20 protein-coding genes are annotated in these 22,745 nt (G+C 69.5%); 4 read left to right on the top strand and 16 right to left on the bottom strand.

Annotated features, from left to right (window positions below; genetic code table 11):
• Window positions 1–9 precede the first annotated feature (9 nt).
• Complete coding sequence (locus tag AC1DNC_RS03455; RefSeq protein WP_476861163.1) at window positions 10–633, top strand: hypothetical protein; 624 nt, start codon at window positions 10–12, stop codon at window positions 631–633.
• Between the two features lie 62 nt (window positions 634–695).
• Here the strand turns inward: AC1DNC_RS03455 and AC1DNC_RS03450 are convergent, their stop codons facing one another.
• The 4 genes from AC1DNC_RS03450 to AC1DNC_RS03435 all read right to left on the bottom strand — a co-directional run bounded on the left by AC1DNC_RS03450 (window position 696) and on the right by AC1DNC_RS03435 (window position 4,191).
• Window positions 696–1,328, bottom strand: coding sequence for a class I SAM-dependent methyltransferase (locus AC1DNC_RS03450; RefSeq protein WP_476861162.1), 633 nt, complete (start codon window positions 1,326–1,328; stop codon window positions 696–698).
• A 138-nt stretch (window positions 1,329–1,466) separates the two neighbouring features.
• Window positions 1,467–1,895, bottom strand: a complete 429-nt coding sequence (locus AC1DNC_RS03445; RefSeq protein WP_476861161.1) for a DUF1761 domain-containing protein — start codon at window positions 1,893–1,895, stop codon at window positions 1,467–1,469.
• Window positions 1,896–1,954: 59 nt separating this feature from the next.
• Window positions 1,955–2,461: a MarR family winged helix-turn-helix transcriptional regulator gene (locus AC1DNC_RS03440; RefSeq protein ID WP_476861160.1), complete on the bottom strand. Its 507-nt coding sequence runs from the start codon at window positions 2,459–2,461 to the stop codon at window positions 1,955–1,957.
• Window positions 2,462–2,463: 2 nt separating this feature from the next.
• The gene (locus AC1DNC_RS03435; protein ID WP_476861159.1) at window positions 2,464–4,191 is read right to left on the bottom strand and encodes an AMP-binding protein; all 1,728 of its coding nucleotides are present in this window, start codon (window positions 4,189–4,191) and stop codon (window positions 2,464–2,466) included.
• Between the two features lie 341 nt (window positions 4,192–4,532).
• Between AC1DNC_RS03435 and AC1DNC_RS03430 the strand changes: the two genes are divergently transcribed.
• Window positions 4,533–5,666: an acyl-CoA dehydrogenase family protein gene (locus AC1DNC_RS03430; protein WP_476861581.1), complete on the top strand. Its 1,134-nt coding sequence runs from the start codon at window positions 4,533–4,535 to the stop codon at window positions 5,664–5,666.
• A gap of 14 nt (window positions 5,667–5,680) precedes the next feature.
• Here the strand turns inward: AC1DNC_RS03430 and AC1DNC_RS03425 are convergent, their stop codons facing one another.
• The 4 genes from AC1DNC_RS03425 to AC1DNC_RS03410 are packed head-to-tail and all read right to left on the bottom strand — an operon-like array spanning window position 5,681 to window position 11,480.
• Entirely contained in the window at window positions 5,681–7,456 is a 1,776-nt protein-coding gene (locus tag AC1DNC_RS03425; RefSeq protein WP_476861158.1) for a sensor domain-containing diguanylate cyclase, read from the bottom strand.
• An 11-nt stretch (window positions 7,457–7,467) separates the two neighbouring features.
• The gene (locus tag AC1DNC_RS03420) at window positions 7,468–8,070 is read right to left on the bottom strand and encodes a DinB family protein (RefSeq protein ID WP_476861157.1); all 603 of its coding nucleotides are present in this window, start codon (window positions 8,068–8,070) and stop codon (window positions 7,468–7,470) included.
• 30 nt (window positions 8,071–8,100) lie between these two features.
• A complete protein-coding gene (locus AC1DNC_RS03415; RefSeq protein ID WP_476861156.1) occupies window positions 8,101–8,775 on the bottom strand; it encodes a response regulator in 675 nt (224 codons plus the stop codon).
• Window positions 8,772–11,480 (bottom strand): DUF4118 domain-containing protein, encoded by a 2,709-nt coding sequence (locus AC1DNC_RS03410; protein ID WP_476861155.1) that lies wholly within the window; start codon window positions 11,478–11,480, stop codon window positions 8,772–8,774. The genes AC1DNC_RS03415 and AC1DNC_RS03410 overlap by 4 nt, the downstream gene beginning before the upstream one ends.
• Before the next feature lie 169 nt (window positions 11,481–11,649).
• Here AC1DNC_RS03410 and AC1DNC_RS03405 point away from each other — a divergent pair, with 169 nt between their 5' ends.
• On the top strand, window positions 11,650–13,626 hold the full coding sequence (locus AC1DNC_RS03405; RefSeq protein WP_476861154.1) for an APC family permease: 1,977 nt from the start codon (window positions 11,650–11,652) through the stop codon (window positions 13,624–13,626).
• 27 nt (window positions 13,627–13,653) lie between these two features.
• On the opposite strand, the gene AC1DNC_RS03400 is transcribed toward AC1DNC_RS03405, so the two are convergent.
• Both AC1DNC_RS03400 and AC1DNC_RS03395 read right to left on the bottom strand, forming a co-directional pair.
• Window positions 13,654–14,289, bottom strand: a complete 636-nt coding sequence (locus AC1DNC_RS03400; RefSeq protein WP_476861153.1) for a LysE family translocator — start codon at window positions 14,287–14,289, stop codon at window positions 13,654–13,656.
• Between the two features lie 231 nt (window positions 14,290–14,520).
• Window positions 14,521–14,724 carry a cold-shock protein gene (locus AC1DNC_RS03395; protein ID WP_013599688.1) on the bottom strand — a complete coding sequence of 68 codons (204 nt, stop codon included), beginning with the start codon at window positions 14,722–14,724 and terminating at the stop codon, window positions 14,521–14,523.
• Window positions 14,725–14,884: 160 nt separating this feature from the next.
• Between AC1DNC_RS03395 and AC1DNC_RS03390 the strand changes: the two genes are divergently transcribed.
• On the top strand, window positions 14,885–15,628 hold the full coding sequence (locus tag AC1DNC_RS03390; RefSeq protein WP_476861152.1) for a glycosyltransferase family 2 protein: 744 nt from the start codon (window positions 14,885–14,887) through the stop codon (window positions 15,626–15,628).
• Here AC1DNC_RS03390 and AC1DNC_RS03385 read toward each other — a convergent pair.
• The 6 genes from AC1DNC_RS03385 to AC1DNC_RS03360 all read right to left on the bottom strand — a co-directional run bounded on the left by AC1DNC_RS03385 (window position 15,625) and on the right by AC1DNC_RS03360 (window position 22,724).
• Entirely contained in the window at window positions 15,625–16,590 is a 966-nt protein-coding gene (locus tag AC1DNC_RS03385; RefSeq protein WP_476861151.1) for an alpha/beta fold hydrolase, read from the bottom strand. The genes AC1DNC_RS03390 and AC1DNC_RS03385 overlap by 4 nt on opposite strands.
• 34 nt (window positions 16,591–16,624) lie before the next feature.
• A complete protein-coding gene (locus tag AC1DNC_RS03380; protein WP_476861150.1) occupies window positions 16,625–17,680 on the bottom strand; it encodes an alpha/beta hydrolase in 1,056 nt (351 codons plus the stop codon).
• A 93-nt stretch (window positions 17,681–17,773) separates the two neighbouring features.
• Complete coding sequence (locus tag AC1DNC_RS03375) at window positions 17,774–20,557, bottom strand: PEP/pyruvate-binding domain-containing protein (RefSeq protein ID WP_476861149.1); 2,784 nt, start codon at window positions 20,555–20,557, stop codon at window positions 17,774–17,776.
• 11 nt (window positions 20,558–20,568) lie between these two features.
• Window positions 20,569–20,883 carry a hypothetical protein gene (locus tag AC1DNC_RS03370; RefSeq protein WP_476861148.1) on the bottom strand — a complete coding sequence of 105 codons (315 nt, stop codon included), beginning with the start codon at window positions 20,881–20,883 and terminating at the stop codon, window positions 20,569–20,571.
• Window positions 20,884–20,991: 108 nt separating this feature from the next.
• The gene (locus AC1DNC_RS03365; protein WP_476861147.1) at window positions 20,992–22,047 is read right to left on the bottom strand and encodes a zinc-dependent alcohol dehydrogenase family protein; all 1,056 of its coding nucleotides are present in this window, start codon (window positions 22,045–22,047) and stop codon (window positions 20,992–20,994) included.
• 104 nt (window positions 22,048–22,151) lie between these two features.
• Window positions 22,152–22,724 (bottom strand): TetR-like C-terminal domain-containing protein, encoded by a 573-nt coding sequence (locus AC1DNC_RS03360; RefSeq protein ID WP_476861146.1) that lies wholly within the window; start codon window positions 22,722–22,724, stop codon window positions 22,152–22,154.
• Window positions 22,725–22,745: the final 21 nt, after the last annotated feature.

Below are 22,745 nucleotides of genomic sequence, written 5' to 3'. Positions count from 1 at the left end.
CGGCCCCGCGTGCCGCGGCGTCACGACTCCGGCGGGAACGCGGCGATGCGCACCGGTTTCCTCGGCGTCGGCGCAACCTCCGAGGAGGTTCGGGCCGCTCTCCCCGGCGACGGGCTGGTCCCGGCTCCGGACGTGGTGATGGACCGCGGCTTCGCGCTGCCCGCGCCGCCCGGGGAGGTTTGGCCGTGGATCGTTCAGCTCGGCAAGGAGCGCTCCGGCTGGTACCTGCCGGGCTGGGCGGAAGCCCTCATTCCGGCCCGCCGCCGGGCCCTCCGGCACATTGACCCGGCGCTTCAGGGCCTTGCCGCAGGGGACGTCATTGCGGATTGGGGCGGCCGTGATGCCACGTTCGAGATCGTCGAGGTGGACCCGCCACGGGCGCTCGTGCACGGCTCGCAGCGCGGCGCGTTGGCCATCAGCTGGGCGATCGTGCTCCGGCCGGCTCCGGCGAACGGGAACGGCGCGAACGGGAACGCCGGGGACACGGCGGCCGGGACCCGGGTGCACCTGCGGCTCCGGCTCGCCGGCGTAAAGCACCGGCGGCTTGTCGCGATCGGCGGGGGCCTGTTCGATCTGCTGACCATTGCCGGTCTCGCCGCCGGGCTGCGCGAACGGCTGCGAGCCCGGCGGTAAGGCGGCCGGTGATGCCGCCGTCGGGTCAGGCCCGGCGCGGTCCTGTCAGGCGCGGGGTGCGGTCAGGCCCGGCGGCGGGCGCGGAGCACTGAATCGTGGACGGTTACCGGGGCGCCGTCGGAATCACTGGTCTCCCGCGGCCTGGAGGCACAGGTGACGATCTCCCATTCGTCCGGGTCCAGCTCCGCTGCGATCTGTTCGGCCGTGAACAACAGCCCCGGCGCCGAGGGCCGCCGCACGGTGGTTTCCAGGTCCGAGGGGTGGTGGCCCACAATCAGCAGCATCCCGCCAGGCGCCACGGATGCAGCGAGCCGGCTGTAGACGCCGTCGCGCTGCGGGGCGGGCAGGTGCAGGTACTGGGCGGAGACCAAGTCGAACGTTCCGGCAGGCGGCGGCGAGGCCGTCAGGTCCTGGTGCTGCCAGGTGATCCGCGCTGCGGCCGCCGGATCGTCCTCGACCGCGGCGGCTGCCCGGGCCAACGCCACCGAGGAGATGTCCACCGCGGTTACCCGCCAGCCGTGCCGGGCGAGCCAGACGGCGTCCGCCCCTTCGCCGGCCCCGACGTCGAGCGCGGAACCGGGCACGAGGTCGGCGGCTTCGGCGACCAGCTGGGCGTTGGGCTGTCCGCTCCACACCGCACCGTGCTCGCCGTGTTGGCGGTACCGCTCGTCCCAGAACGATTCGTCGAAATCCATGCGGCTCTCCTCGCGGGCGGGTCGTCACGGCAGAGGTCCTGGCCGCCAATCCAGTTTAAGCATGTGGCGACGTGCAAGCCTTTCTGCCCTGCGCCCGGGGCCGGAGCACGGCCGGAGCGGGGCCCGGAACGGGAGAAGTTAGGCGGCGCTGATCCCGAACAGGCCGATGATCAGGGCCATCACCATCAGGGTTACCAGTTCGTGCGCGCAGTTCAGCACGGTCAGGCCGGCGGGGCGGCCCTCAAAGGCGTCGTGCGTGATGAAGCGGGAGGCAGTGAAGCCGGCCCACAGGATGAGGGCGGTGACCAGGGTGTTGGCGAGGAAGTTCCCGCCGTAGAAGTGCTGCGAGATGGCGGCGGAGCCGGCCAGTACCCAGGCGCTGACCAGGCTGACCAACAAGGTGATCAGGATGGGCTTGACCGCGTCCTTGGCGTCTCCGCTCGGGGTGACGCCGGCGACGCGCATCCAGTAGTTGCCGAACACCCTGGGCGTGTACCAGACGGACCCCACCACCATGCTGGACAGCGTGGCCAGCAGTACCGCCCAGATGTTGATCTCCGGAATCATGGGACTCTCCTCAGCTCCGGGACCGTCCGGCCGACGGCCCCGCAAACGAAGTGTACGGCTTAGCCGCTGAAGTCCCCGGCATTGCGCCGGAAGTTGCCGAGGATGCGGATCAGCTGCTCCACCTCCTGGTCTTCGAAGCCGGATTGGCCGAAGACCTCCGTGTTGAGTACCGCCGTCGCCCGCTTGGCGAGCGTCCGCCCTTCCGAGGTGAGCTCGATCAGCGTGGTGCGCCCGTCGGTGGGATGCGGGGAGCGGAGCACCAGCCCGGCCTCCTGCAGCCTGTCGACGGCGTTGGTCACCGACGTCGGGTGCACTTGGAGCAGTGCGCTCGCCTTGTTCATCGGCAGCGCCCCGCTGCGGGCAAAGCTGAGCAACGCCAGCAGCTCATAGCGCGCGAACGTCAGCCCGAACGGCTTGAGCGCTGTTTCGATCCGGGCCAGCAGGATCTGCTGGGTCCGCATGATGGCCGTGATGGCAGCCATCGGGGCGGCCACGTCGGCCCAGCCGTGCCGTTCCCAGTTCCGCTGGGCGTCGGCAATCGGATCACGCGGCAGCGGGGTGCCCATGCCTAGCCCTGCCCCTTCAGGCCGGGAAAGTCCGCCTCCGAATACTCCGTGCCGAGTCCCTCCGGAACGCCGCCGGGCCCGTGGCGCAGCTCTTCGTTGTGCCGCAGTTCCACCCGCCGGATCTTGCCGGAAATGGTCTTGGGCAGCTCGGCGAACTCCAGCCGGCGGATCCGTTTGAAGGGCGCCAGGTGCTCGCGGCAATAGCGCAGGATGTCCTCGGCCAGCTCCGGCCCCGGTTCGTGGCCGGCGGCCAGGACCACGAAGGCCTTGGGGACGGACAGCTTGAGCGCGTCGGGGGAGGGGACGACGGCGGCTTCCGCCACCGCCGGGTGCTCGATCAACACGCTTTCCAGCTCGAACGGGGAGAGCCGGTAGTCGGAGGACTTGAAGACGTCGTCGCCCCGGCCCACGTAGGTGATGATGCCGCGTTCGTCTCGGCTGGCCATGTCGCCGGTGTGGTAGTAGCCGTCGCGGAAAGCTTCGGCGGTCTTGTCCGGATCGCCGTAGTAGGCCTTCATCAGCCCGACCGGCCGCGGGTCCAGGCGCAGGCAGAGCTCGCCGTCGTCCCCCTCCTCGCCGGTGGCCGGGTCCACGAGGACGACGTCGTAGCCGGGCAGCGGCTTGCCCATCGCGCCGATCTTGATCGGCTGGCCCGGGGTGTTGGCGATCTGCACCGTGGACTCGGTCTGGCCGAAGCCATCCCGGATGGTCTGGCCCCAGGCACGGTTGACCTGGTCGATCACCTCGGCGTTGAGCGGTTCGCCGGCGGACACCACCTTGGTGGGCGGGTTCGTCAGCAGTGTCAGGTCGGCCTGGATCAGCATCCGCCAGACCGTCGGCGGGGCGCAGAAACTCGTGACCCGCTCGCGGTCCATCTGCTCCATCAGCGCCTTCGCGTCAAAGCGCTCGTAGTTATAGATGAAGACGCAGGCCTCGGCGATCCACGGCGTGAACACGTTGGACCAGGCGTGCTTGGCCCAGCCGGGCGAGGCCACGTTCAGGTGCACGTCTCCCGGTTCCATCCCGATCCAGTACATGGTGGACAGATGGCCCACGGGGTAGGAGGTGTGGGTGTGCTCCACGAGCTTGGCCTTGGACGTGGTGCCGGACGTGAAGTACAGCAGCAGGGTTTCATCGGCCAGGGTGGGTGCGTCCGGGGTGAACTCCGCGGAGGCGCCGGCCGCGTCGGCGTAGCGCAGGGCTGAGGTGCCGCCGTCGGCATCCGCGCCGATTTCGATCAGGGTATAGTCGCCCGGAACGCCGCTGAACTTGTCGATGTTGGCGCTCCCGACGGCGGCCCAGTTGGCCCCGCCGCGTTCCACCCGGTCCTGCAGGTCGGCGGGTCCCATCAGCGTGGTGGTGGGGATCATCACGATGCCCAGCTTGATGCCGGCCAGCATCAGCTCCCACAGCTCCACCTGGTTGCCGAGCATGATGATCATCCGGTCCCCGCGCCGCACGCCCTGGGCCCGGAGCCAGTTGGCCACCTGGGCGGAGCGCGCGGAGAGGTCGGCGAAGCTGCGCCGCGTGGCCGTGCCGTCCTGCTCCACGATCACCAGCGCGGGCTTGTCGGCTTTGGCGGGGTCGGCCGCGATCTGGTCGAACCAGTCCAAGGCGAAGTTGAATTCCTTGAAGCGCGGCCATTCGAATTCCTGCCGGGCGGAGGCGTAGTCTCCGCGCAGCGCCAGCAGCCTGTCCCTCGCGGCACGGAATTCTTCAGTGACGGTCATTGTGCACCTTTCGCAGCCGGTCGCGGCCGGGCGGCCGGGTGCCGGCCGCCACTGGCCAAGTGATCCACATCCCTAGTGATCAATATCACTGTGCAATATACTAGGACATCCAAGGGTTTGGAAGAGTCGATGTTGCCGCCGATGCGCGGCACATTACGAAGGGATACGTGCCCGTGCAGTCACAAGGAAGTGCCGCCAGCCAGACCGCCGCCCAGGCAGCGGCAAACCCCGACATTGCCGCGGAAGGCGTCGCGGGAAGCTCTGCGGACAGCGTCGCGGAACGCCCGACCCGGGCCTCAGCTCCGGCGTCGGCCGCGCCGCCGTTTCCGGACGCGGACCTGATGCACATCGTGGACCTGTTGCCCGCGGATGAGCGGGCGCGCTACCAGGAGGTCCGGGAGTTCCTGCAGGCCCGGATCCGCGAAGCGTCGATCGACTTCTGGAACCGCGAGGAGTTCCCCTTCGGGCTGCTGGCGGAGCTGGGCAAGCACGGCCTGGGCGGCTTGCAGACGGATGGCAGCTCCAAGCTCTTCAAGGGGCTGATGTATGTCGAGGTGGCCCGCGCCGACGTGTCCCTCTCGGCCCTCGTGGGGATCCACAACGAGTTGATTGTCGGCATGATCGATGAGCTCGGTTCGGCGGAGCAGAAGGCCCGCTGGCTGCCCGGGCTCACCGCCTTCACCCAGCTTGGCGCCTTCGCCCTGACCGAGCCGGACCACGGCTCGGACATTGCCGGAGGGCTGTCCACCACGGCCCGGCTGGAGGACGGCGAGTGGGTGATCAACGGGGCTAAGCGCTGGATCGGTGCCGGCACCATCGCCGACTTCGCCCTGGTCTGGGCCCGCGACGTTGCGGACCAGCAGATCAAGGGCTTCATCGTGGAGACCGACCGGCCCGGCTACACCGCCACGAAGATCGCGAACAAGATCGGCCTGCGGATCATGCAGAACGCGGACATCGTCCTGGATGAGGTCCGCATCCCGGAGTCCAACCTGCTGCCCGGCGCCACCGATTTCTCCCGGGCCAACGAGCTGCTCCGCGACTCGCGCGCCTGGGTGGGCTGGCAGGCGGCGGGCATCCAGCTGGCCGCCTTCGACGTCGCCCGGGCGTATTCGCTGGAACGCAAGCAGTTCGGCAAGGAACTGGCCCGCTTCCAGCTCGTCCAGCAGCAGCTGGCCGAGATCCTGGGCAACGCCAGCGTCTCGCTGGCGCTGATGGCGCAGCTGGCCCATATCCAGCAGGAGGGCAGGCTGGAGATGGTGCAGGCAGCCATGGCGAAGTCCACCACCACCCGGCTGGCCCGGGCCTCCGTCGCGATGGGGCGCTCGCTGCTGGGCGGCAACGGGATCAGCACCGACTTCGAGATGGGCAAGCTCTTCGGCGACGCCGAGATCCTCTACACCTACGAAGGCAGCTACGAGATTAACTCCTTGATCGTGGCCCGGGCCGTGACGGGGAAGTCCGCCTTCGTCTAAGGACGTGCCGTCCCTCAGCCGGCCGCGCCGTAGCGCTCGCTGCGGTTGCGGCCGGCGTGCTTGGCTGCGTACAGCGCCCGGTCCGCGCAGGCCAGCAGGCTGTGGCTGCCGGCGTCCCGCAGTTCGCAGACGCCGGCGGAGACCGTGATGAGGCCGGCCTCGCCGAACGGCTCCGCCTCAATGGCTTTGCGCGCCCGCTCCGCCGCGAGCAGCGCCTCCGCGCCGTCGGTCCCCGGCAGCAGCCAGACGAATTCCTCCCCGCCAAAGCGGGCCACGATCTCGTCCTGGCGGGCGACGCCGCGGAGCCGTGCCGCGACATCCGCGAGCACCGCGTCGCCCATGAGATGGCCGAAGGTGTCGTTGACCTTCTTGAAGTGGTCGATGTCCAGGACGACGGCGCTCAAGCTCGTGCCGCGTGAGACCGCCAGTTCGATCTCGTGCGAGAGGTGCTGCTCGAGGGCCCGCCGGTTGGGCAGGCCGCTGAGCTGGTCGGTGGTGGCCTGCAGCTCCAGGCTCGCTCGGGCCTCGGTGTTGCCGATGGCGATCTCCACCAGCTCGGCGAATTGAGCCAGCCGTTCCAGCATTTCCTCGTTGACGCCCGTGCGGGTCTTCGAGGTCAGGGTGACGACGCCCCACAGGCTGCCGTGGACCCTGACCGGGGCGGCAGCCGCGGACTGGAAGCCTCCGGCCTGCATCTGCTCGGCGGCGGGACCGCCTTCCGGGCCGTAAACCACCAGGGCCGGTTTGCCGGTGATCGCGACGCGGACGGTGGCAGAGGAGTCTGTGGGGGAAAAAACATGCTCGCGGCTCAGGGTGGGCGGCAGCGCCGGCGCCATTGCCACGATTTCCGCCGACAGCGCGCCGGTGAAACGGACGACGGCGGCGGAATCGACGTTGAACAGATCCCGCACAATGAAGGCGACCTGCTCCGAGATGTCCGCGGGGGCGGCGTTGCGGGCGACGGCGGTGGCGATCTCGTGCAGCGCCGCCCACGTCTGCTCCTGCTGGAGCCGGTGGGTGATGTCCACTGCCACCACCATGCCGGCGTTGGCGCCGTCGTCGGAGTGGACGGGTCCGGCCTTCAGCCGGTACGTCCGCGGGCCGATCCGCCGGTGCCAGGAGACCTCCTGGCCGGCCAGGGCGGCGCGGTAGCGGGGCTCCAGCTCGTTGGCGAGAGCGCCGTCGAGCACCTCGTGGATGTTCCGGCCCTCCAGCTCGGCGGAACGGTAGCCGAAGGATTCGAGCTCCTGGCCTTCGGCGATCAGGTAGCGCAGCTCGGAATCAAAGAGCAGCACAAAGACGCCGGGGACGCTGCGGGCCAGGGCCCGGTACCGGTCCGTGTCCTGCTGCTGGCGGCGTTCGGCGAGCACCCGCTCGGTGATGTCCGTGATCATCACGAAGAAGCCCTGAACCCCGCCGTCCCCGCCGGCGCCGTCCTCGCGCACATCCGGCATGTAGGAGACCTCGGCGAAACGCGTCGCGCCGGCATCGTCCGTCAGCGTGCGCTTAAAGAGCTGCGGCTCCCCGTCCAGGACCTTGGAAATGAACGGTGAATTGTCCTCAAGGACGGTGGGGCTGAGCAAATCGCGGATGTGGATTCCGTGCAATTGCTCCGGGGTTACTCCGAAATAGTTACGGTAGGCGTCGTTGGCCAGCCGGTTGCGCAGCTCGGAGTCCCAGTAGGCCACCATCGCCGGAATGCCGTTGAGGACCGCGCGCATCTGGGCCGGCACCTCAGGCAGCGGGAGCTGCCGTGCGTTCTCCCGGGCGAGAGCGCTGTGAATATTCATTGCCCCAGTATCTATTGCGGCGGCGCCTCACGAGAAACCGGGGAGGCTGCCCGGGCGGCCGCCTCGATCCGGGCCCGGCGCGAAGCCCAATCCGCGGCATTGCGCAGCGTCAGGTTTGGATCCCCGGGCCCCTTTCCGGCCGCCCCGTCGATGAGTTCCCGGAGGATGTCGGCATGGCCCAGATGCTGCGCTGTTTCGACGCACATGTGGACCAGGATCTGCTGCAGCGTGACGTGCCGGCGGTCTGCGGCCCACCAGGGAACTTCGCCCGGTGCGTCCAGCGGAAGGGCCGCGATGGTGGCATCGCTGTGGGCAGCCGCGGCGTCGTGCAGTTCCACAATCTGCTCCCGTGTCTCGCCCGGGGCCACCCACAGATCGGCATCCGGTTCTGCGTCCTCCTCCAGCCAGGGCAGTGACTGGCCGTGGGGCCGGCCGAACACTTCGCCGAAGTAGCCGATTTCGACGCTGGCGACGTGCTTGACCAGGCCCAGGAGGTTGGTGCCGGTGGGCGTCATCGGCCGGCGGACGTCGTATTCATCCAGTCCGTCCAGCTTGGCCAGCAGCTCGGCTCGGCGCTGGCGCAGGTAGCGGTGCAGAATTTCCTTCTGGTCCATGCCCGGCATCCTACCGGCCGGCTCGCGCAGTCAGGGCAGGAAACGGTAGCCGATCCCGGCTTCCGTGAGCAGGTGCCGGGGATTGCCGGTGTCTGGTTCGAGCTTGCGGCGCAGCTGTGCCATGTACACGCGGAGATAGTTGGTTTCCTTGGCGTAGGCGGGGCCCCACACCTCGGAGAGCAGCTGCTGCTGGGTGATGAGCTTCTCCGGGTTCCGGACCAGCACCGCCAGGATGTTCCATTCCGTCGGAGTCAGGCGGATGTCCTCGCCATCGCGCGTGACCCGCCGCTTGCCGAGGTCCACGGTGAAGGCATCGGTGGTGACTACCGGCTCGTGGTCCGGGTCGGCGCTTCGGCGCAGCAGTGCGCGCATCCGGGCCAGCATTTCGTCCAGCCCGAAAGGCTTCGTGATGTAATCGTCCGCGCCGGCGTCCAGCGCCTGGACTTTGTCGTCCGAGCCATGGCGGGCCGACAGTACCAGCACCGGAACCTGGCTCCAGGTGCGCAGTTCCCGGATCACGGAGGTTCCGTCCACGTCCGGGAGGCCGAGGTCCAGGATGACCAAGGCCGGGGGTGTCCGGGCGGCTGCCAGGAGCGCGGACTGCCCGTTCTCCGCCACGGTGACGTCGTAGCCATGGGCCCGCAATGTGATGCGCAGGGCCCGCAACAGGTAAGGGTCGTCGTCCACCACCAGCACCGCGGTCACGGCACGTCCGTCGGGGAGGAGAGGATCGGCGGTGCGTGGTGGCGGCTGAACAGGGCCGACTGCGGCTCCAGCGGGGCCTGGTCGGGGCGCTCCTGCAAAGGTGCCCCCTCGGAGAGCGGCAGGCTGACCACCATGGTCAGGCCGCCCCCGGGGGTCGCCTCGGCGCTCAGCCGTCCGCCCATCGCCTCGGTGAATCCTTTGGCCACCGCCAAGCCGAGGCCGACGCCGCTGGCCCGGTTCGCGTCGTCCAGGCGCTGGAAGGGTTGGAACATCTCCACCACCTTGTCCGCCGGGACACCCCTGCCGTGGTCGATGATCCGCATTTCCCCGGCGGGGCGGCCGCCCACGGTGGCCGGACTGAGCCCGCCGGCCGTCCCCGTCAGGACAATGTCCGAGTCCGGGGCGTACTTAACCGCGTTCTCGACGATATTCGCGATGACGCGTTCGAGCATCCCGGGATCCGCCTCCACCTCCGGCATGTTCGCCGGCAGCTCCACCCGGACCCGGTCTGCCGCGACCCCGTGCAGGCCGCCGTTGACCACCTCGTACCACCGCACGGGGCGGAGCAGGGGCGTTACCGAGTCGGAGGTGATCCGGGACATGTCCAAGAGGTTGCCCACCAGGGTGTCCAGCTGGTCGGAGCACTCGTCAATGGTCGCCAGCAATTCCTCCTCCTCTTCCCGGGAGTAGCTGACGCCGGTCTGGCGCAGCCCGCCGACCGCGAGCTTGATGCCGGCCAGCGGGGTGCGGAGGTCGTGCGAGACTGCACGGAGCAGCGAGGTGCGCACGGAGTTGCTCTCGGCCAGCCGCCGGAGCTGGTTTCGGCTGGCAAGCAACTGCTGGTTCTCCAGCTGGGCCAGCAGATGCACGCCGAAGGCGCCGAGCAGGCGCCGGTCGCTGGCCGGGAGCACCCGGCCGTAGAGCACCAGCCGGGTGGCCGCGTTGATTGGTTCCACGTTGTCACCCTGCGGGCCCGCCGCGGCTGCGGGTCCGTCGTCGCCCGGTCCGGCAGGAACCTCCCCAGCGGCGGCCAGCAACTGCCACCGGGGCCCCGGCGCCGCCGTTCCCCCCGCCGGCACAGCGCCGGGCTCGGTACCGGCGTCGTTGCCGGCGAGGCCGAACAACGCCGCGCCGCGAACCTGGAAGACATCCAGCGCCTGTTCCAGCAAGCCCGTGACGGTGTCCTCGGAACCGGCTGCGCCGCGCGACAACTCCGCCAGGGTGGCGGCTTCGGCCTGGGCCCGGGCAGCCTCCTTGGAGCGCCTGGCCGAGAGGTCCACGACGACGGCGACGGCGGCGGACACGCCCACAAAGACCAGCAGGGCAAGGACATTCTGCGCATCGCTGATGGCCAGGTTGCCCACCGGCGGAGTGGAAAAGTAGTTCACCAGCAGGCTGCTCCACAGGGCGGCGAGGACCGCCGGCCACAGCCCTCCAACCAGCGCCACGGCGACGGAGCCGGTGAGCTGGACGAGCATGGAGGTGGCCAGATTCTTGTCCGGGTTGATCTCCAGGAACAGCTGGAGCAGCGCTGGAACCACGACGGCGAGGCCAAAGCCGACGGCCACCCGGAACCGGCCCAGATCCCGTTGCCGGCTTCGGCGTCCGCCCGGCCGCTCTCTCTCCTGCGCCACCAGGTGGACATCGATGTTGGCGGAGCCGCGGAGCACCCTCGCAGTGGTGCCGCCGCCGCGCAAGCCGGCCAGGAGGCGGGCTGCGGGTTCCCGGCGGGAGACGCCAAGGACCAGTTGGGAAGCGTTGACGCTGCGGGCAAACTCCAGCAGCGCTTCGGCCGGATCCTCGCCGGTGACCACGTGGTAGCTGCCGCCGAGGTCCTGGACCAGCTGCCGTTGGGCTTCGCGGGCCTGCGGCGATTCGTCCGCCATCCCCTCGGGGGCCCTGACATGGACGGCCAGCAGGTCGATGCCACTGACGCGGTGGAGCAGCCGGGCGCCGCGGCGGATCAGCGCCTCGCCCTCCGGACCGCCGGCCAGGCCGATCACGACGCGCTCCCGGGCCGGCCAGCTGTTGCTGATCCGGTGCCTCTCCCGGTAGCTGGCTAGGCCCTCGTCCACCCGGTCGGCCAGCCACAACAGGGCGAGTTCGCGCAGTGCCGCCAGGTTCCCGGGGCGGAAGTAGTTAGACAGTGCGGCGTCCACCCGGTCCGGCGGCACGATCTTGCCGGCCGCCACACGTTGCCGCAGGACGTCAGGGGAGAGGTCCACGAGCTGGAGCTGGTCGGCCCGCCGGACCACGGCATCGGGGACGGTTTCGGCGGGCCGTCCCTGGGTGATCGCGCTGACGACGTCGGCCAGCGAGGCCAGCTGGTGGATATCCAGGGTGGACAGTACATTGATCCCGGCCGCCAACAGCTCGTCGATGTCCTGCCAGCGGTGCACATTCGTGCTGCCGGGGACATTGGTGTGGGCGTACTCATCGACGATCGCGGTGACCGGCGACCGGAGCAGGACAGCTTCAAGGTCCAGCTCCTCGGCGTCGGCGCCGCCAAGGGGCATCCGCCTCGGCGCGATCACCTCAAGGCCGGCCAGCAGCTCCCGGGTCTCACGGCGGCCCCGGTCGCGGGCGATGGCGACGACTACGTCCTCTCCCGCGCTGCGGAGCCGGTGGCCTTCGCGGAGCATGGCGTAGGTCTTGCCCACGCCCGGGGCGGAACCCAGGAAGATGCGCAGCGTTCCTCGTGCCATGCAGCCATTCTTCCATTCCGGCGAACTCCCGGCGGGGGAGCGCGGCGTCAAGGATTCATCAAGATCCGCTCCCGGGTGGGAGCCGGCGCCCCGGCCGCTGCTAGCTTCGGATTTGAGGGGCAAAGAGCGGCGCCCGCCCGTCCAAGAGGCGCCGTGGGGAAAGGACGACATGACCACCCTGAGCAGGCCGCCGGCAGACCCGTCGGCACTGAAGCCCGGCCGAAGCACCGCACTTCGCAACTGGCTGCTGGTGGGGCTGCAGGACAGCAAAGGCGCGCACCAGGGCCCGGGCGGGGTGCCCACGGCTCACGAGAAGAAGCACACCTGGTGGCAGGTCATGTGCCTGACCGGCGTCGACTACTTCTCCACCCTGGGCTACCAGCCGGCCATCGCCGCGCTCGCCGCCGGCGTGATTTCCCCGCTCGCTACGCTCGTCCTGGTGGCGATTACCCTGCTCGGCGCCCTGCCGGTCTACCGCCGGGTTGCCGGCGAAAGCCACCGCGGCGAGGGGTCCATCGCCATGCTGGAACGGCTCATGCCGCGCTGGGGCGGGAAGCTCTTTGTCCTGGTCCTGCTCGGCTTCGCCGCCACCGACTTCATGATCACCATGACGCTGTCCGCCGCGGACGCCACCGCTCACCTGGTCGAGAACCCGGTGGCGCCGGGCTGGCTGCAGGGGCAGAACGTGGCCGTCACGCTGATCCTGCTTGCCCTTCTCGGCGCGGTGTTCCTGCGCGGCTTCAAGGAAGCGATCGGCGTCGCCGTCGTGATCGTGGGCCTTTACCTGGGGCTGAACGTCGTGGTCGTCGCCGCGTCGCTCTGGGAGGTACTGAACCATCCGCTCGCCGTCGACAACTGGTGGCAGGCCATCTCCACCTCGCACGGCAACCCGCTGCTGGCTGTCGGTTTCGCGCTGCTGGTCTTCCCCAAGCTGGCCCTGGGCCTCTCCGGCTTCGAAACCGGCGTCGCCGTCATGCCGCAGATCAAGGGCCATGCCGGCGACACCGAAGAGCACCCCGCCGGCCGGATCCAGGGCGCGCGCAAGCTGCTGACCACCGCGGCCCTGATCATGAGCACCTTCCTGATCGTCAGCAGCTTCACCACCGTGGTGCTGATCCCGGCGCAGGAATTCCAGCCGGGCGGGCAGGCCAACGGGCGCGCCCTGGCCTTCCTCGCCCACGAACACCTCGGCGTCGGCTTCGGCACGGTCTACGACATCTCCACGATCGCCATCCTCTGGTTCGCCGGCGCGTCCGCCATGGCCGGGCTGCTCAACCTGGTGCCCCGCTACCTGCCGCGCTACGGCATGGCCCCCGGCTGGGCCCGGGCGGTGCGACCCCTCGTCCTGGTGTTCACCCTCATCGGGTTCCTGATCACCTGGCTTTTCGACGCCGACGTCGACGCGCAGGGCGGCGCGTACGCCACCGGCGTGCTGGTGCTGATGACCTCGGCGGCCGTGGCCGTGACCCTCTCGGCCCGCCGCCAGCGGCAACGCAAGCGCACCGTGGGCTTCGGCGTCATTGCCGTCGTGTTCATCTACACCACGGTTGCCAACATCATCGAACGCCCCGAAGGCATCCGGATCGCCTCGATCTTCATCCTCGGCATCATCGTGATTTCCCTGCTCTCCCGTGCCCGCCGTTCCTTTGAGCTGCACGCCACGCACGTCCACCTGGACCGGCAGGCGCTGGAATTCATGTCGGACGAGCTGGACGGGCCGCTCCGGATCGTCGCGCACGAGCCGCTGCGCCTCAGCCCGGCGGCCTACCGGGACAAGCTTGAGTCTGCGATCGAGGTCAGCCACCTGCCGCTGGACTACCGGGCGCTGTTCCTGGAGGTCATTGTCGACGATTCCTCCGACTTCGAAACCGAACTGGAGGTCCGCGGCATCACCCGGCACGGCTACCGGATCCTGGAGGTGCACGGGCCGGTGGTTCCCAACACGATCGCCTCGGTGCTGCTGCACATCCGGGATGTGACCGGGCTGATGCCGCACATCTACTTCCGCTGGACAGAGGGAAACCCGCTCACCAACCTGCTGCGCTTCCTCGCATTCGGCGAGGGCGAAATAGCGCCGGTCACCCGCGAAGTGCTGCGCGAAGCCGAACCTGAGGTCACGCGGCGCCCCTGGGTCCACGTCGGCTAGGGCCCCGCCCGACGGGTGCCGGGAGCGTTACGCGGAGACCACGGATTTTGTCAGGATGGTCCCGCCGACGCCGACCAGGACGGCACCGGAGCCGCCGGTGACGATCCGGTGCACGCGGGGCCGGGCCAGCACCCTGGAAACCTTTTTCAGCGACTGCACCAGCACCACGTACCAGGCCAGCGCGGTGAGGAGGAAGATGCAGGCCATCAAGGCGTGCTGCTCCAGCAGCGGCAGCGGGCCGAGATTGAACTGGGGGAAGAGAGACAGGTAGAAGACGGCGACCTTCGGGTTGAGCAGATTGCTCACCACTCCCTGCAGGAACGGGGAGTTGCCCCGGAACCGGAGCCTGGGCTCCGGGGCCCGGCCGCAGCTGCGCGGCCGGGCGAACGCCTCGCGCAGGGCGCTGGCCCCCAGGAACAGCAAATAGGCTGCCCCTGCCACCCGGATCGCGGTGCCAAGAATTTCGGACGCCCCGAGGAGCGCCGTTACGCCCAGCACGGCGAGGAGGGCGAGGATCGTGTTGCCCACCATGATCCCGGCCGCGGTTGACGCCGCCGAGCCAGGCGCGCGGTGGGCGTTCTTCAGCACGAGCGCAAAATCGGGGCCGGGGACGACGACCACAACGACGCACGTCAGCGCAAAGGCCATCAGCTGTTCGACCATCAAGGACTGCTTCCGGTGAAAGAATCTTCTGCCCCTTTTCGGGGCCATCACAGTGTAGCCGCGAGTGCCGGGGAGCCCGGCCTGGGAACCCCGGTCTTGGGAAGCCGGCGGCGGATCCGGGGTGCGGCGGTCCTGGCTAGGAAACACAGCAGCCCCTCCGGAGAGTTACGCCGGAGGGGCTGAGTGGTCTTCTAGGAGAAGTATTCCGGCAGGCCGGGCCTTCCTGAAAGCTTAGAGCGGGCGGATGTTCTCGGCCTGCGGGCCCTTCGGACCCTGGGTGACGTCGAACTCGACCTTCTGGTTCTCGTCCAGCGAGCGGTAGCCGCTGGAAGCGATTGCCGAGTAGTGGGCGAAAACGTCGGCCGACCCGTCATCCGGGGCAATGAAGCCAAAACCCTTTTCGGCGTTGAACCATTTAACTGTGCCTGTAGCCATGCCTTTATCCTTCTGAAACGCTGCTGATCTCCGGCGGCCACGCAAGGCCAACGGCTGCGGAGACATTCGTCCGCTGTCCCCAACGTACGGGGCGCGGGGCCGCGGTGCAAGGGTCTGAGTGCGGGAGTTAATCCCGGGCTGAGGCTATAGTCAGCTCACCATGTCAACAATCTCGGTGGTAATTCCCACCCGGAACGATGCGCAGCTGCTCGCCGTGTGCCTGGAGGCACTCAGCCGGCAGAGCCGCCGCGCCGACGATGTGATCGTGGTGGACAACGGCAGCACGGACAACACCGCCGAGGTCTGCGCGGCCGCCGGAGCGCGGCGGATTGCCGTGGAGCTGCCCGGGATCGCGGCGGCCACCGCCTGCGGGTTCGATGCGGCGGACACGGAGATCATCGCGCGCCTGGACACCGATTCCGTCCCGCCCGTCGACTGGCTGGAACGCGTCGAAGCCATCCTGGACCGGGCCGGGCCGCTCTCCGCGGTGAGCGGACCAGGGAACTTCTACGGCGGCACATGGTTTACCCGCTGGCTGGGCGGACGCGTCTGGATTCCCGGATATGCATGGGCGATCGGACTCCTGCTGGGGCATCCGCCGCTGTTGGGCTCCAATTTCGCGCTGCGTGCCGACGTCTGGGAAAAGATCCGGGGCACGGTCCACCGTGGACAGCCCGCGGTCCACGACGACCTCGACATTTCCTACCAGATCCCGCCGGAGGTGTCCGTGATCTGGGAGCCTGCGCTGCGGGTGGGGGTCTCGGCCCGGCCGTTCGAGAGCCGGCACGCCGTCGGGCGCCGGCTGCGGATGGCGTGGACGACGTTCGCCGTCGAGTTCAGGGGCGAGCCTCCGTTGCGCCGGCGCCGCCGTCGTAAGCGGTGGGAACGGACCCACCGCCGCTAGCCGGCAGGCGGCGTTCGGCCCGCGCCGGCGTAGAGCGCTACCAGGTCCCGGCTCATCTGGTGCGGCGACGTTTCACTGGGGCTGTGGCCGCCCCGGTAGACGGCGATCTTCGCGCCGATGGCCTGCGCGAAGCGGCGGTGCAGCGCTAGCGGCCAGAGGTCGTGTTCCCCGACGGCGACGAACCTCGGCAGCTCCGCCGCGGACAGGACCGCCCTGAGGTCCGGGGCATGCTGCATCAGCCCAAAGATGTCCCGCACGGCTTTCCGACGGGTGAGGCGGAAGCGGGACCGCACAAAGCGGATGCGGTTGGGTGCAACCCGGACCACGTTGCTGCGGATGCCCCAGATCATCAGCGCCGCACCCACCCGGGCGCTGGCCCAGCCGCTGAACCGGCCGATCCGCTGGACGCCGCGGAAGCTGTTGCCGGGCTCGGGCGGGCAGCTGAGCAGTGTGAGGCTGCGGAACAGCTCGGGCCGTTGCGCGAACGCCAGCTGCGCGACGATCGCGGCAAAGGAGTACCCGACGACGTGGGCGGCGCCTTCCCCGGCCTCGATCAGGGCAATGAGATCGTCGGTGAAGAGCTGGTAGTCGTAGTGGTCCCGCGGCGGGTGGAGGTGCTCGGGCCCGGCGTCGGCGGACTCGTACTGGCCGGCGATGTCGCAGCTAAGCACAAAGTAGCCGGCGGCCGCGAGCTGGGGCAGCATCAGCGAGAAGTCTTCCTTGGACCCGGTGGCGCCCGGGACCAGCAGGACCCGCGGATGGGCCGGGTCGCCCATGGACAAGGTCGCCAGCGCCCCGCTCGGTGCCTGGAATTCGCCGCGGACCGCGCCGGGCGGCGGGGCGAACCAGTCGACGTCGGGCAGGGCAGCGTCCAGCCGGGCCGCCTCGTCAACCAGCCCCGAGCCGAAGACTCCGGGGTCCGGTTCCGGTGCGCCCGGAATGCTGCGGTCTGTTGACGCCATGGACTAAACATAGCCCCGCCGTCGGGCCCGGGCCTTAGCGGCCGGCCACCTTGTGCACGAAGGCGTGCAGGCGGCGGTAGACCTCCTGCGACTCCGGGTAACGGAAGTCCTGCTGCCAGGTGTGTTCGGTGTTTGGGGCGTCCCAACCGTAAATCTGCGTGTCGACGTGCACCTCGTGCTCCCGCAAGCGTTGGATGAAGTTCAGGTTGGCGGCGTAGAAGAAGTCGCGTTCCGAGGTGGTCACGAAGACCGGCGGGAACCGGGCGTCGAGCCACTCGATCGGGGACAGGAAGCCGGCCGCGCTGCGCAGCTCCGAGATCCGGCGGCGGCCCTTGCTGCGTGTTGACCGGGGCAGGAGCATTCGGACGAAGTCCAGGCTGAGGACGAACCCCTTTTCGAAGAACACGGAGAAGTCCACCACGCTGCAGTGCTGGACCAGCCCGCGGAGGCTTGCGGCGGGGGCTGCCGGCGTCAGGGCGTAGTGTCGGGCGAGTTCCGGGCGGATGCTGGCCGCGGTGAGGAGGGCTGCGATCTGGCCCCCGGCCGAGTCGCCGCCGAGGACAATCCTGGCGGGGTCGCCGCCGTAGCCTGCGATGTTGCCGCGGACCCAGGCCAGCGCCGCGTTGGCGTCCTGGAGGACGTGCGCCATGTGGAAGCGCGGGGCCCGACGGTAGTTCACATTGACGGCCACCATCCCGCCCGCGGCCTGGCTTGCGCAGTACTTCGTCAGCGAGGCCTTGTCGCCCGAGGTCCAGCCCCCGCCGTGAAAGTAGACGTAGACCGGCAAAGGGCCGCCGTCGCGCCCGGCGGCCGGGCTGATCACGTCAAGGCGGTGCGCCTGGATGCCGTCGCCCACGAAGTCGATGTCGTGGAAATAGTCGACGCCGGCGACGGGGTCGGCGTTGAAGCGGGCGTTTTCGCGTGGAGCCAGCGCGTGCATCAGCCCCCGCCAGGCCCACACCGGGACCCGGCGCAGCACACTGCGTGCGCGGCGGGCGAGTCCGAACGCGCCCCCGGCCGGCTGCGACCGCGGGGCCGACGAGGGTAGCGGTGCGGGCTGCTGCTGGGGTGGTTGGACCGCCGGAGTCATGCCTTAATTCTAACTGGCACGCCTGTGCCATCACGCCCGAAGCATCGGCCGGGCCAGTGCCCCGGACGCCATGCCCCGGACCCGGGGTGGCGCTCAGTCCGGCAGTTCGCGGACCGTGCCGGCGGCGCCGTCGACGGTGACGCGCTGGCCGGTCCGCAGCCGGGTGGTCGCATCCGGCACGCCCACCACCGCGGGAATCCCGTATTCCCGGGCCACCACGGCGCCGTGCGAGATGACGCCGCCCATCTCCATGACCAATGCGCCGGCCGTCATGAAGAGCGGGGTCCATCCGGGATCGGTCGAGGGGGCCACCAGGATTTCGCCGGGCTCAAGGCGGGCACCCACCGGATCCATGATGACCCGGACCGTCCCGGTGGCGGTCCCTGCGGACGCAGGGGTCCCGGACAGGGCTCCGGCTGCCGGTGTCTTCGCCATCACGGCGGCCTCCACGTCCGTTCCGTCCGAGAGCAGCAGGCGCGGGATGTGGCGGCGCCGGAGCTCGACGTCGTACAGCCGGCGGCGCTCGGCGACAAGGGACTGCATGGACGCGCCCCGAAGGGCCACATGGAGTTCGTCGAAATCCAGGAAAAACACGTCGTCCTCCGTGGCCAGGGCGCCGGCCCGCACCAGTTCCGCTCCGACCAGCAGCAGCTGGCGGTGCATTTCGCCGAGGATCTTCACGATGTGGAATTTCGGCAGCTCCCGCAGGCCGGACAGCTCCCGGACCTGGTGCAGGGCTAACTCCAGCAGCCGGGCGCGCCACTTGCCGTGGTCGCCCGCGCGCTCGACCAGGTTGCGGATTCTCTCCTCGGCGTGCTCGGCGGCCCGGCGGAACTGCCGGTCCGGTGCCTGCTCAGGGTCCTCCACCCGGAGGTAGTTGGAGATCATGCCCAGGATGTGGTCCGGCTCCTCCGACCAGCGTGGCATGCCAAGATCGATCTCCGCCACGGCGCGGTGGCCGTAACGGGCCAGGAAATTCCGAACGCCTTCCTGCGCCGGCGCAGGAAGGGACCCAGAGCGGTAGGCCGCGGCCAACCGGTCCGGAGGGTCCGCCAGGAAGGCCTCCCGCGAGGCGGTGTCGGCCCCGATACGCACCGCCAGCTGCCAGAGTTCAAGGTCCATCTCCGTAGTCACGTTGTGCGGCAGCCCGCGCAGCACCGCTTCCAGCTCGCGGGGCTGGGCGATGCCACGCAGCAGCCGCCGGGCTACCGCCAACATGATGTAGCCCACGGAAGGGGCCGGCAAGGTTGCGCTAATGAGGCCGTCAATGGTCCGGTTGGTGATCTGTTCGGCGTAGTCGAGCCGCTGCAAGGCGGTGGCCGGTTCGGGCAGCACCAGCTCGGCTTCGAGTCGTTTACCGTAAGCATCCGCGCGGCGGAGCTCCGCCGCGGGCCGAAGCGCGGCGCGGACCAGCGCCGGGACCAAGCCCAGGATCAGGCCGAGGCTATCTCCGGCCTCCGTGACGCGGCGCCGGGAACCGCCTCCGGAGAAGCGTGCCTTGGACGGAATTTTCAGGCGGCCGCTGACCGCGAAGCGCGGATCGGCCAGCAGTTCGGGGAAGATCGCAGCCGACCTGCCGTCCGCCAGGGGGAGCATCCGCGTCAGGTAGCGTCGTCCCCATTTGTTCTGCACCACTGCGGTCAGATCCACGTACATGCGCAGCCCGGGGTTGACGTAGCGCCAAGGCCCTTTGCGGTTCCGCATCACGCCGAGGGCCGCGAGGCCGATTGGCGTGATGGGACGCGTGAGTCCCTGGAGCAGGGTGCCGCACAGGTAGACCCGCGTTCCACCGGCCGGATCCGGGGCAATGGCGGTCCGGTCACCGGAGAACGGATCCTCCAGCGGATACAGCGTGGTGATGGGACGGGACTGCGTCAGCCATGCCTTGCCCGCGGCGTCGATGACCCATTCCGCATCCTGCGGCGAGCCGAGGAGGCGTTGGGCGGCCTCGCCCAGCCTGGTGAGTTCGCCGAGCTCCGCATCGGTCAAGCTGAACCCGAGCGCCGGATCGCCGTTTCCCCGCGCGCGGCGCAGGGCGGCCGCCGTCGCGGTGTCCACCGTGAACTGGTCCGGGTTCACCGCACCGGACACCACCGCCTGGCCGGCTCCGACGCTGGCGTTGATGACCGTCTCGGTCCGGGTTCCGGTTACCGGGTTGGCGGTGAACAGCACGCCGGCGGTGGCGGCGTCGACCATGATCTGGACGACGACGGCGAGCCCCACCTCGCGGTGGCTGATGCCGTTCGCGGAGCGGTAGGCTACGGCGCGGTCGCTCCAGAGCGAGGCCCAGCAGCGCCGGGCAGCATCGATGACGGCCTCGGCGCCGGTGACGCCGGTGAACGAATCCTGCTGGCCGGCGAAGCTGGCGAAGGGCAGGTCCTCTGCGGTGGCCGAGGACCGGACCGCCACGGCGGGCTCCGCACCCAGGGCGGCATAGGCCGTCCGCAGCGCCGCCTCGACGCCGGCCGGGACCGCCGCCGCAAGGATCAGTTCGCGGGCGCTGGCCGCCAGGCGTTCCAGGTCCGCTGGTTCCAGGGCGGCCATTCGGCCGGATCCCGCGCCGGTCGCTAGGGCGGATCCTGTGGTGCCGCCGTCGGCGGTCCCCGCGGGTACGCCGTCGAGCCGGGCGGCCACGGCCGCAAGCGCGGACGGCACCGCCTGCCGGTAGGCGTCGGTGGTCAGGCAGAAGCCACGCGGCACCGGAAACCCGGCCTCGGTCAGTTTCCCCAGGTTGAGGGCCTTGCCGCCGACGAGCCGCAGGGGAGCGGTGCCGGCCCGGGCCAGATCCAGCACAAAGCCGTCCGGCACCGCATCGTCCAGCACATGGCCCTCCGGTGCCGAGTCATCCGGCCCGTCGACGTCAGCTTCGGAACGCATGGCTCGCGCGCCTAGTCTGTAGCCGCGTCGCCGGTGTCCTCCCACTGGACGTCCAGGTTGCGGAACACCGGCGGAGAGTCACACAGGGCCGCCATCCGCGCCGCGAACTCGGAGGTCTCCGGCCGGCGGGAATTCTCCATGGCCGACTCGTAGGAATCGAACTCGACGATGGTGAGATACGTCCCGGGCCTGTCGCGGTCAGCGGTGTTCAGGATCCGGCGGAAGGTCGGGGCGGTTTCCCCCTCGGTTCGGGAGGGCCGTCCCAAGGCTTCGATTTCCTCGATCCGGGACGACTGGTATTCGATGATCTGCACAAACCTGGCCATGACGGCTCCTTGACGGTGCGGGTGCTGATGCGCCTCACGGTAGACCTGCCGTCCCGGCAGTGCAAGAGCAGCAAGGAAGGAGTCCTGGCCACCACCCGCCGGGTCCGGCTAGGGAGTCAGCAGGACCTTGATGGCGCGCCGTTCGTCCATCGCCCGGTAGGCCTCGGGAGCCTCCTCGAGCGGCATGACGACATCGAATACGCGGCCGGGGTTGATGGTGCCGGCGAGCACGTCGGCGAGCAGCTCGGGAATGTAGGTCCGGGCCGGAGCCATGCCCCCGCCGATCGAGATGTTGGTGTCGAAGAGGTAGCGCAGCGGGATCTCGGCGCCGCCGGTCGGCACGCCGACGAATCCGAGGCCGCCGCCGGGGCGGACGCTGTGCAGCGCCTGCTCCATGGATTCCTTGGTGCCGACGCATTCCAGCACGGAATCGGCCAGCACCCCGCCGAGCAGCTCGCGGACCTTCGCCACGCCGTCCTCGCCGCGTTCGGCCACGATGTCCGTGGCGCCGAACTCGCGGGCGATGGCCTGCCGGTCTGCATGCCGGGACATCGCGATGATCCGCTCGGCGCCGAGCCGCTTGGCGGCCAGGACACCGCACAGGCCGACGGCGCCGTCGCCCACCACGACGACCGTCCGGCCGGGGCCCACCTGCGCCGCGAGGGCGGCGTGGTGTCCGGTCGCCATGACGTCCGAGAGGGTTAGCAGGCTGGCGCGCAGCGCTTCGTCCGGCTCGGTGATGCCCGGAACCTTGACCAGGGTGGCGTCGGCGAGCGGAACCCGGACCGCCTGGCCCTGGCCTCCGTCGATGGCGAACCCGGCGTCGTCTTTGCCGCCCCAGCCGGCCAGGTGGTCGCAGGCGACCGTGACCCCGTTCAGGCACTGCGGGCACTTGCCGCAGCTAACCACGAAAGGTGCGATCACCAAGTCCCCCACGGCCAGTTCCGTCACCGCGTCGCCGATGCTTTCGACCAGGCCGATGAACTCGTGGCCGATCGCGCGCGGCTCGTTGGTGGGCCGGACGCCGCGGTAGGGCCACAGGTCAGAGCCGCAGACGCAGGACGCGGTGACTTTGACGACCGCGTCCGTGGGCTGCTGGATGGTTGGGTACTCACGGTCTTCTACCCGGATGTCGCCGGGGCCGTGGATGATCGTGGCGCGCATTGGGGGCTCCTGGTTTGGTGGATAAAGGGTCTGTTGGATAAAGGGTCTGTTGGATAAAGGGTCTGTTGGATAAAGGGTCTAGTGGATAAAGGCTGGAAACGAGTCTAGTCCTGGACGGTGGAAGCCGCTCCCGGGCGGAGCAACTGGCCGATCCGGTCCTGGACCCTCAACTCCGGGGCGGATTCGTGGTTGAACAGGATGCGGTAAATGACGGGCGCCACCACCGTGTCGACAATTTCACGGGCGGCCGGCGCGGTCTCGCCGCGGGCTTCGGCCAGCGCCCGAATCTCCTCGACATGGCCCTGCATGAGCGCGAAATAGTCCCGCGTCACGGCGCCGTCCGCCAGCATGTCACGCAGTACCTGCCGCCCCAGCGGCGACGAGAATTCCTCAACGTAGGGGATGAACCACGCCTCCATATCGCCTCTGAGCGAACCGGTGTCCTCCACCTGTTCGGGCAACATCCGGTTGGACGCGACGGCGGCGAGCAGTCGCGGCAGGTCACCCCACCGCCGGTAGATGGTCGAGGAATTCACCCCCGCCCGCTCCGCCACCTGCGGCACCGACAAGACCGAACGGTCGCCGTCGTTCTCCTCCAGTAGCGTGCGGACCGCCTGGTGCACCGCCTGCTGGACGCGTGCGCTGCGGCCGCCCGGCCGCGGAGTCGCTGTAGCCATCATCACACCATACTAAGGCAA

Source organism: Arthrobacter sp. 01N442 (genome assembly GCF_056399345.1).
This window is presented reverse-complemented; position numbering and strand designations above follow the sequence as displayed.

Coding starts and splice junctions, on each gene's coding strand:
- AC1DNC_RS03450 (WP_476861162.1), bottom strand. CDS start 1,328: ATGGATTTCGACGAATCGTTCTGGGACGAGCGGTACCGCCAACACGGC.
- AC1DNC_RS03445 (WP_476861161.1), bottom strand. CDS start 1,895: ATGATTCCGGAGATCAACATCTGGGCGGTACTGCTGGCCACGCTGTCC.
- AC1DNC_RS03440 (WP_476861160.1), bottom strand. CDS start 2,461: ATGGGCACCCCGCTGCCGCGTGATCCGATTGCCGACGCCCAGCGGAAC.
- AC1DNC_RS03435 (WP_476861159.1), bottom strand. CDS start 4,191: ATGACCGTCACTGAAGAATTCCGTGCCGCGAGGGACAGGCTGCTGGCG.
- AC1DNC_RS03430 (WP_476861581.1), top strand. CDS start 4,533: ATGCACATCGTGGACCTGTTGCCCGCGGATGAGCGGGCGCGCTACCAG.
- AC1DNC_RS03425 (WP_476861158.1), bottom strand. CDS start 7,456: ATGAATATTCACAGCGCTCTCGCCCGGGAGAACGCACGGCAGCTCCCG.
- AC1DNC_RS03420 (WP_476861157.1), bottom strand. CDS start 8,070: ATGGACCAGAAGGAAATTCTGCACCGCTACCTGCGCCAGCGCCGAGCC.
- AC1DNC_RS03410 (WP_476861155.1), bottom strand. CDS start 11,480: ATGGCACGAGGAACGCTGCGCATCTTCCTGGGTTCCGCCCCGGGCGTG.
- AC1DNC_RS03405 (WP_476861154.1), top strand. CDS start 11,650: ATGACCACCCTGAGCAGGCCGCCGGCAGACCCGTCGGCACTGAAGCCC.
- AC1DNC_RS03400 (WP_476861153.1), bottom strand. CDS start 14,289: ATGGTCGAACAGCTGATGGCCTTTGCGCTGACGTGCGTCGTTGTGGTC.
- AC1DNC_RS03395 (WP_013599688.1), bottom strand. CDS start 14,724: ATGGCTACAGGCACAGTTAAATGGTTCAACGCCGAAAAGGGTTTTGGC.
- AC1DNC_RS03390 (WP_476861152.1), top strand. CDS start 14,885: ATGTCAACAATCTCGGTGGTAATTCCCACCCGGAACGATGCGCAGCTG.
- AC1DNC_RS03385 (WP_476861151.1), bottom strand. CDS start 16,590: ATGGCGTCAACAGACCGCAGCATTCCGGGCGCACCGGAACCGGACCCC.
- AC1DNC_RS03380 (WP_476861150.1), bottom strand. CDS start 17,680: ATGACTCCGGCGGTCCAACCACCCCAGCAGCAGCCCGCACCGCTACCC.
- AC1DNC_RS03375 (WP_476861149.1), bottom strand. CDS start 20,557: ATGCGTTCCGAAGCTGACGTCGACGGGCCGGATGACTCGGCACCGGAG.
- AC1DNC_RS03370 (WP_476861148.1), bottom strand. CDS start 20,883: ATGGCCAGGTTTGTGCAGATCATCGAATACCAGTCGTCCCGGATCGAG.
- AC1DNC_RS03365 (WP_476861147.1), bottom strand. CDS start 22,047: ATGCGCGCCACGATCATCCACGGCCCCGGCGACATCCGGGTAGAAGAC.
- AC1DNC_RS03360 (WP_476861146.1), bottom strand. CDS start 22,724: ATGGCTACAGCGACTCCGCGGCCGGGCGGCCGCAGCGCACGCGTCCAG.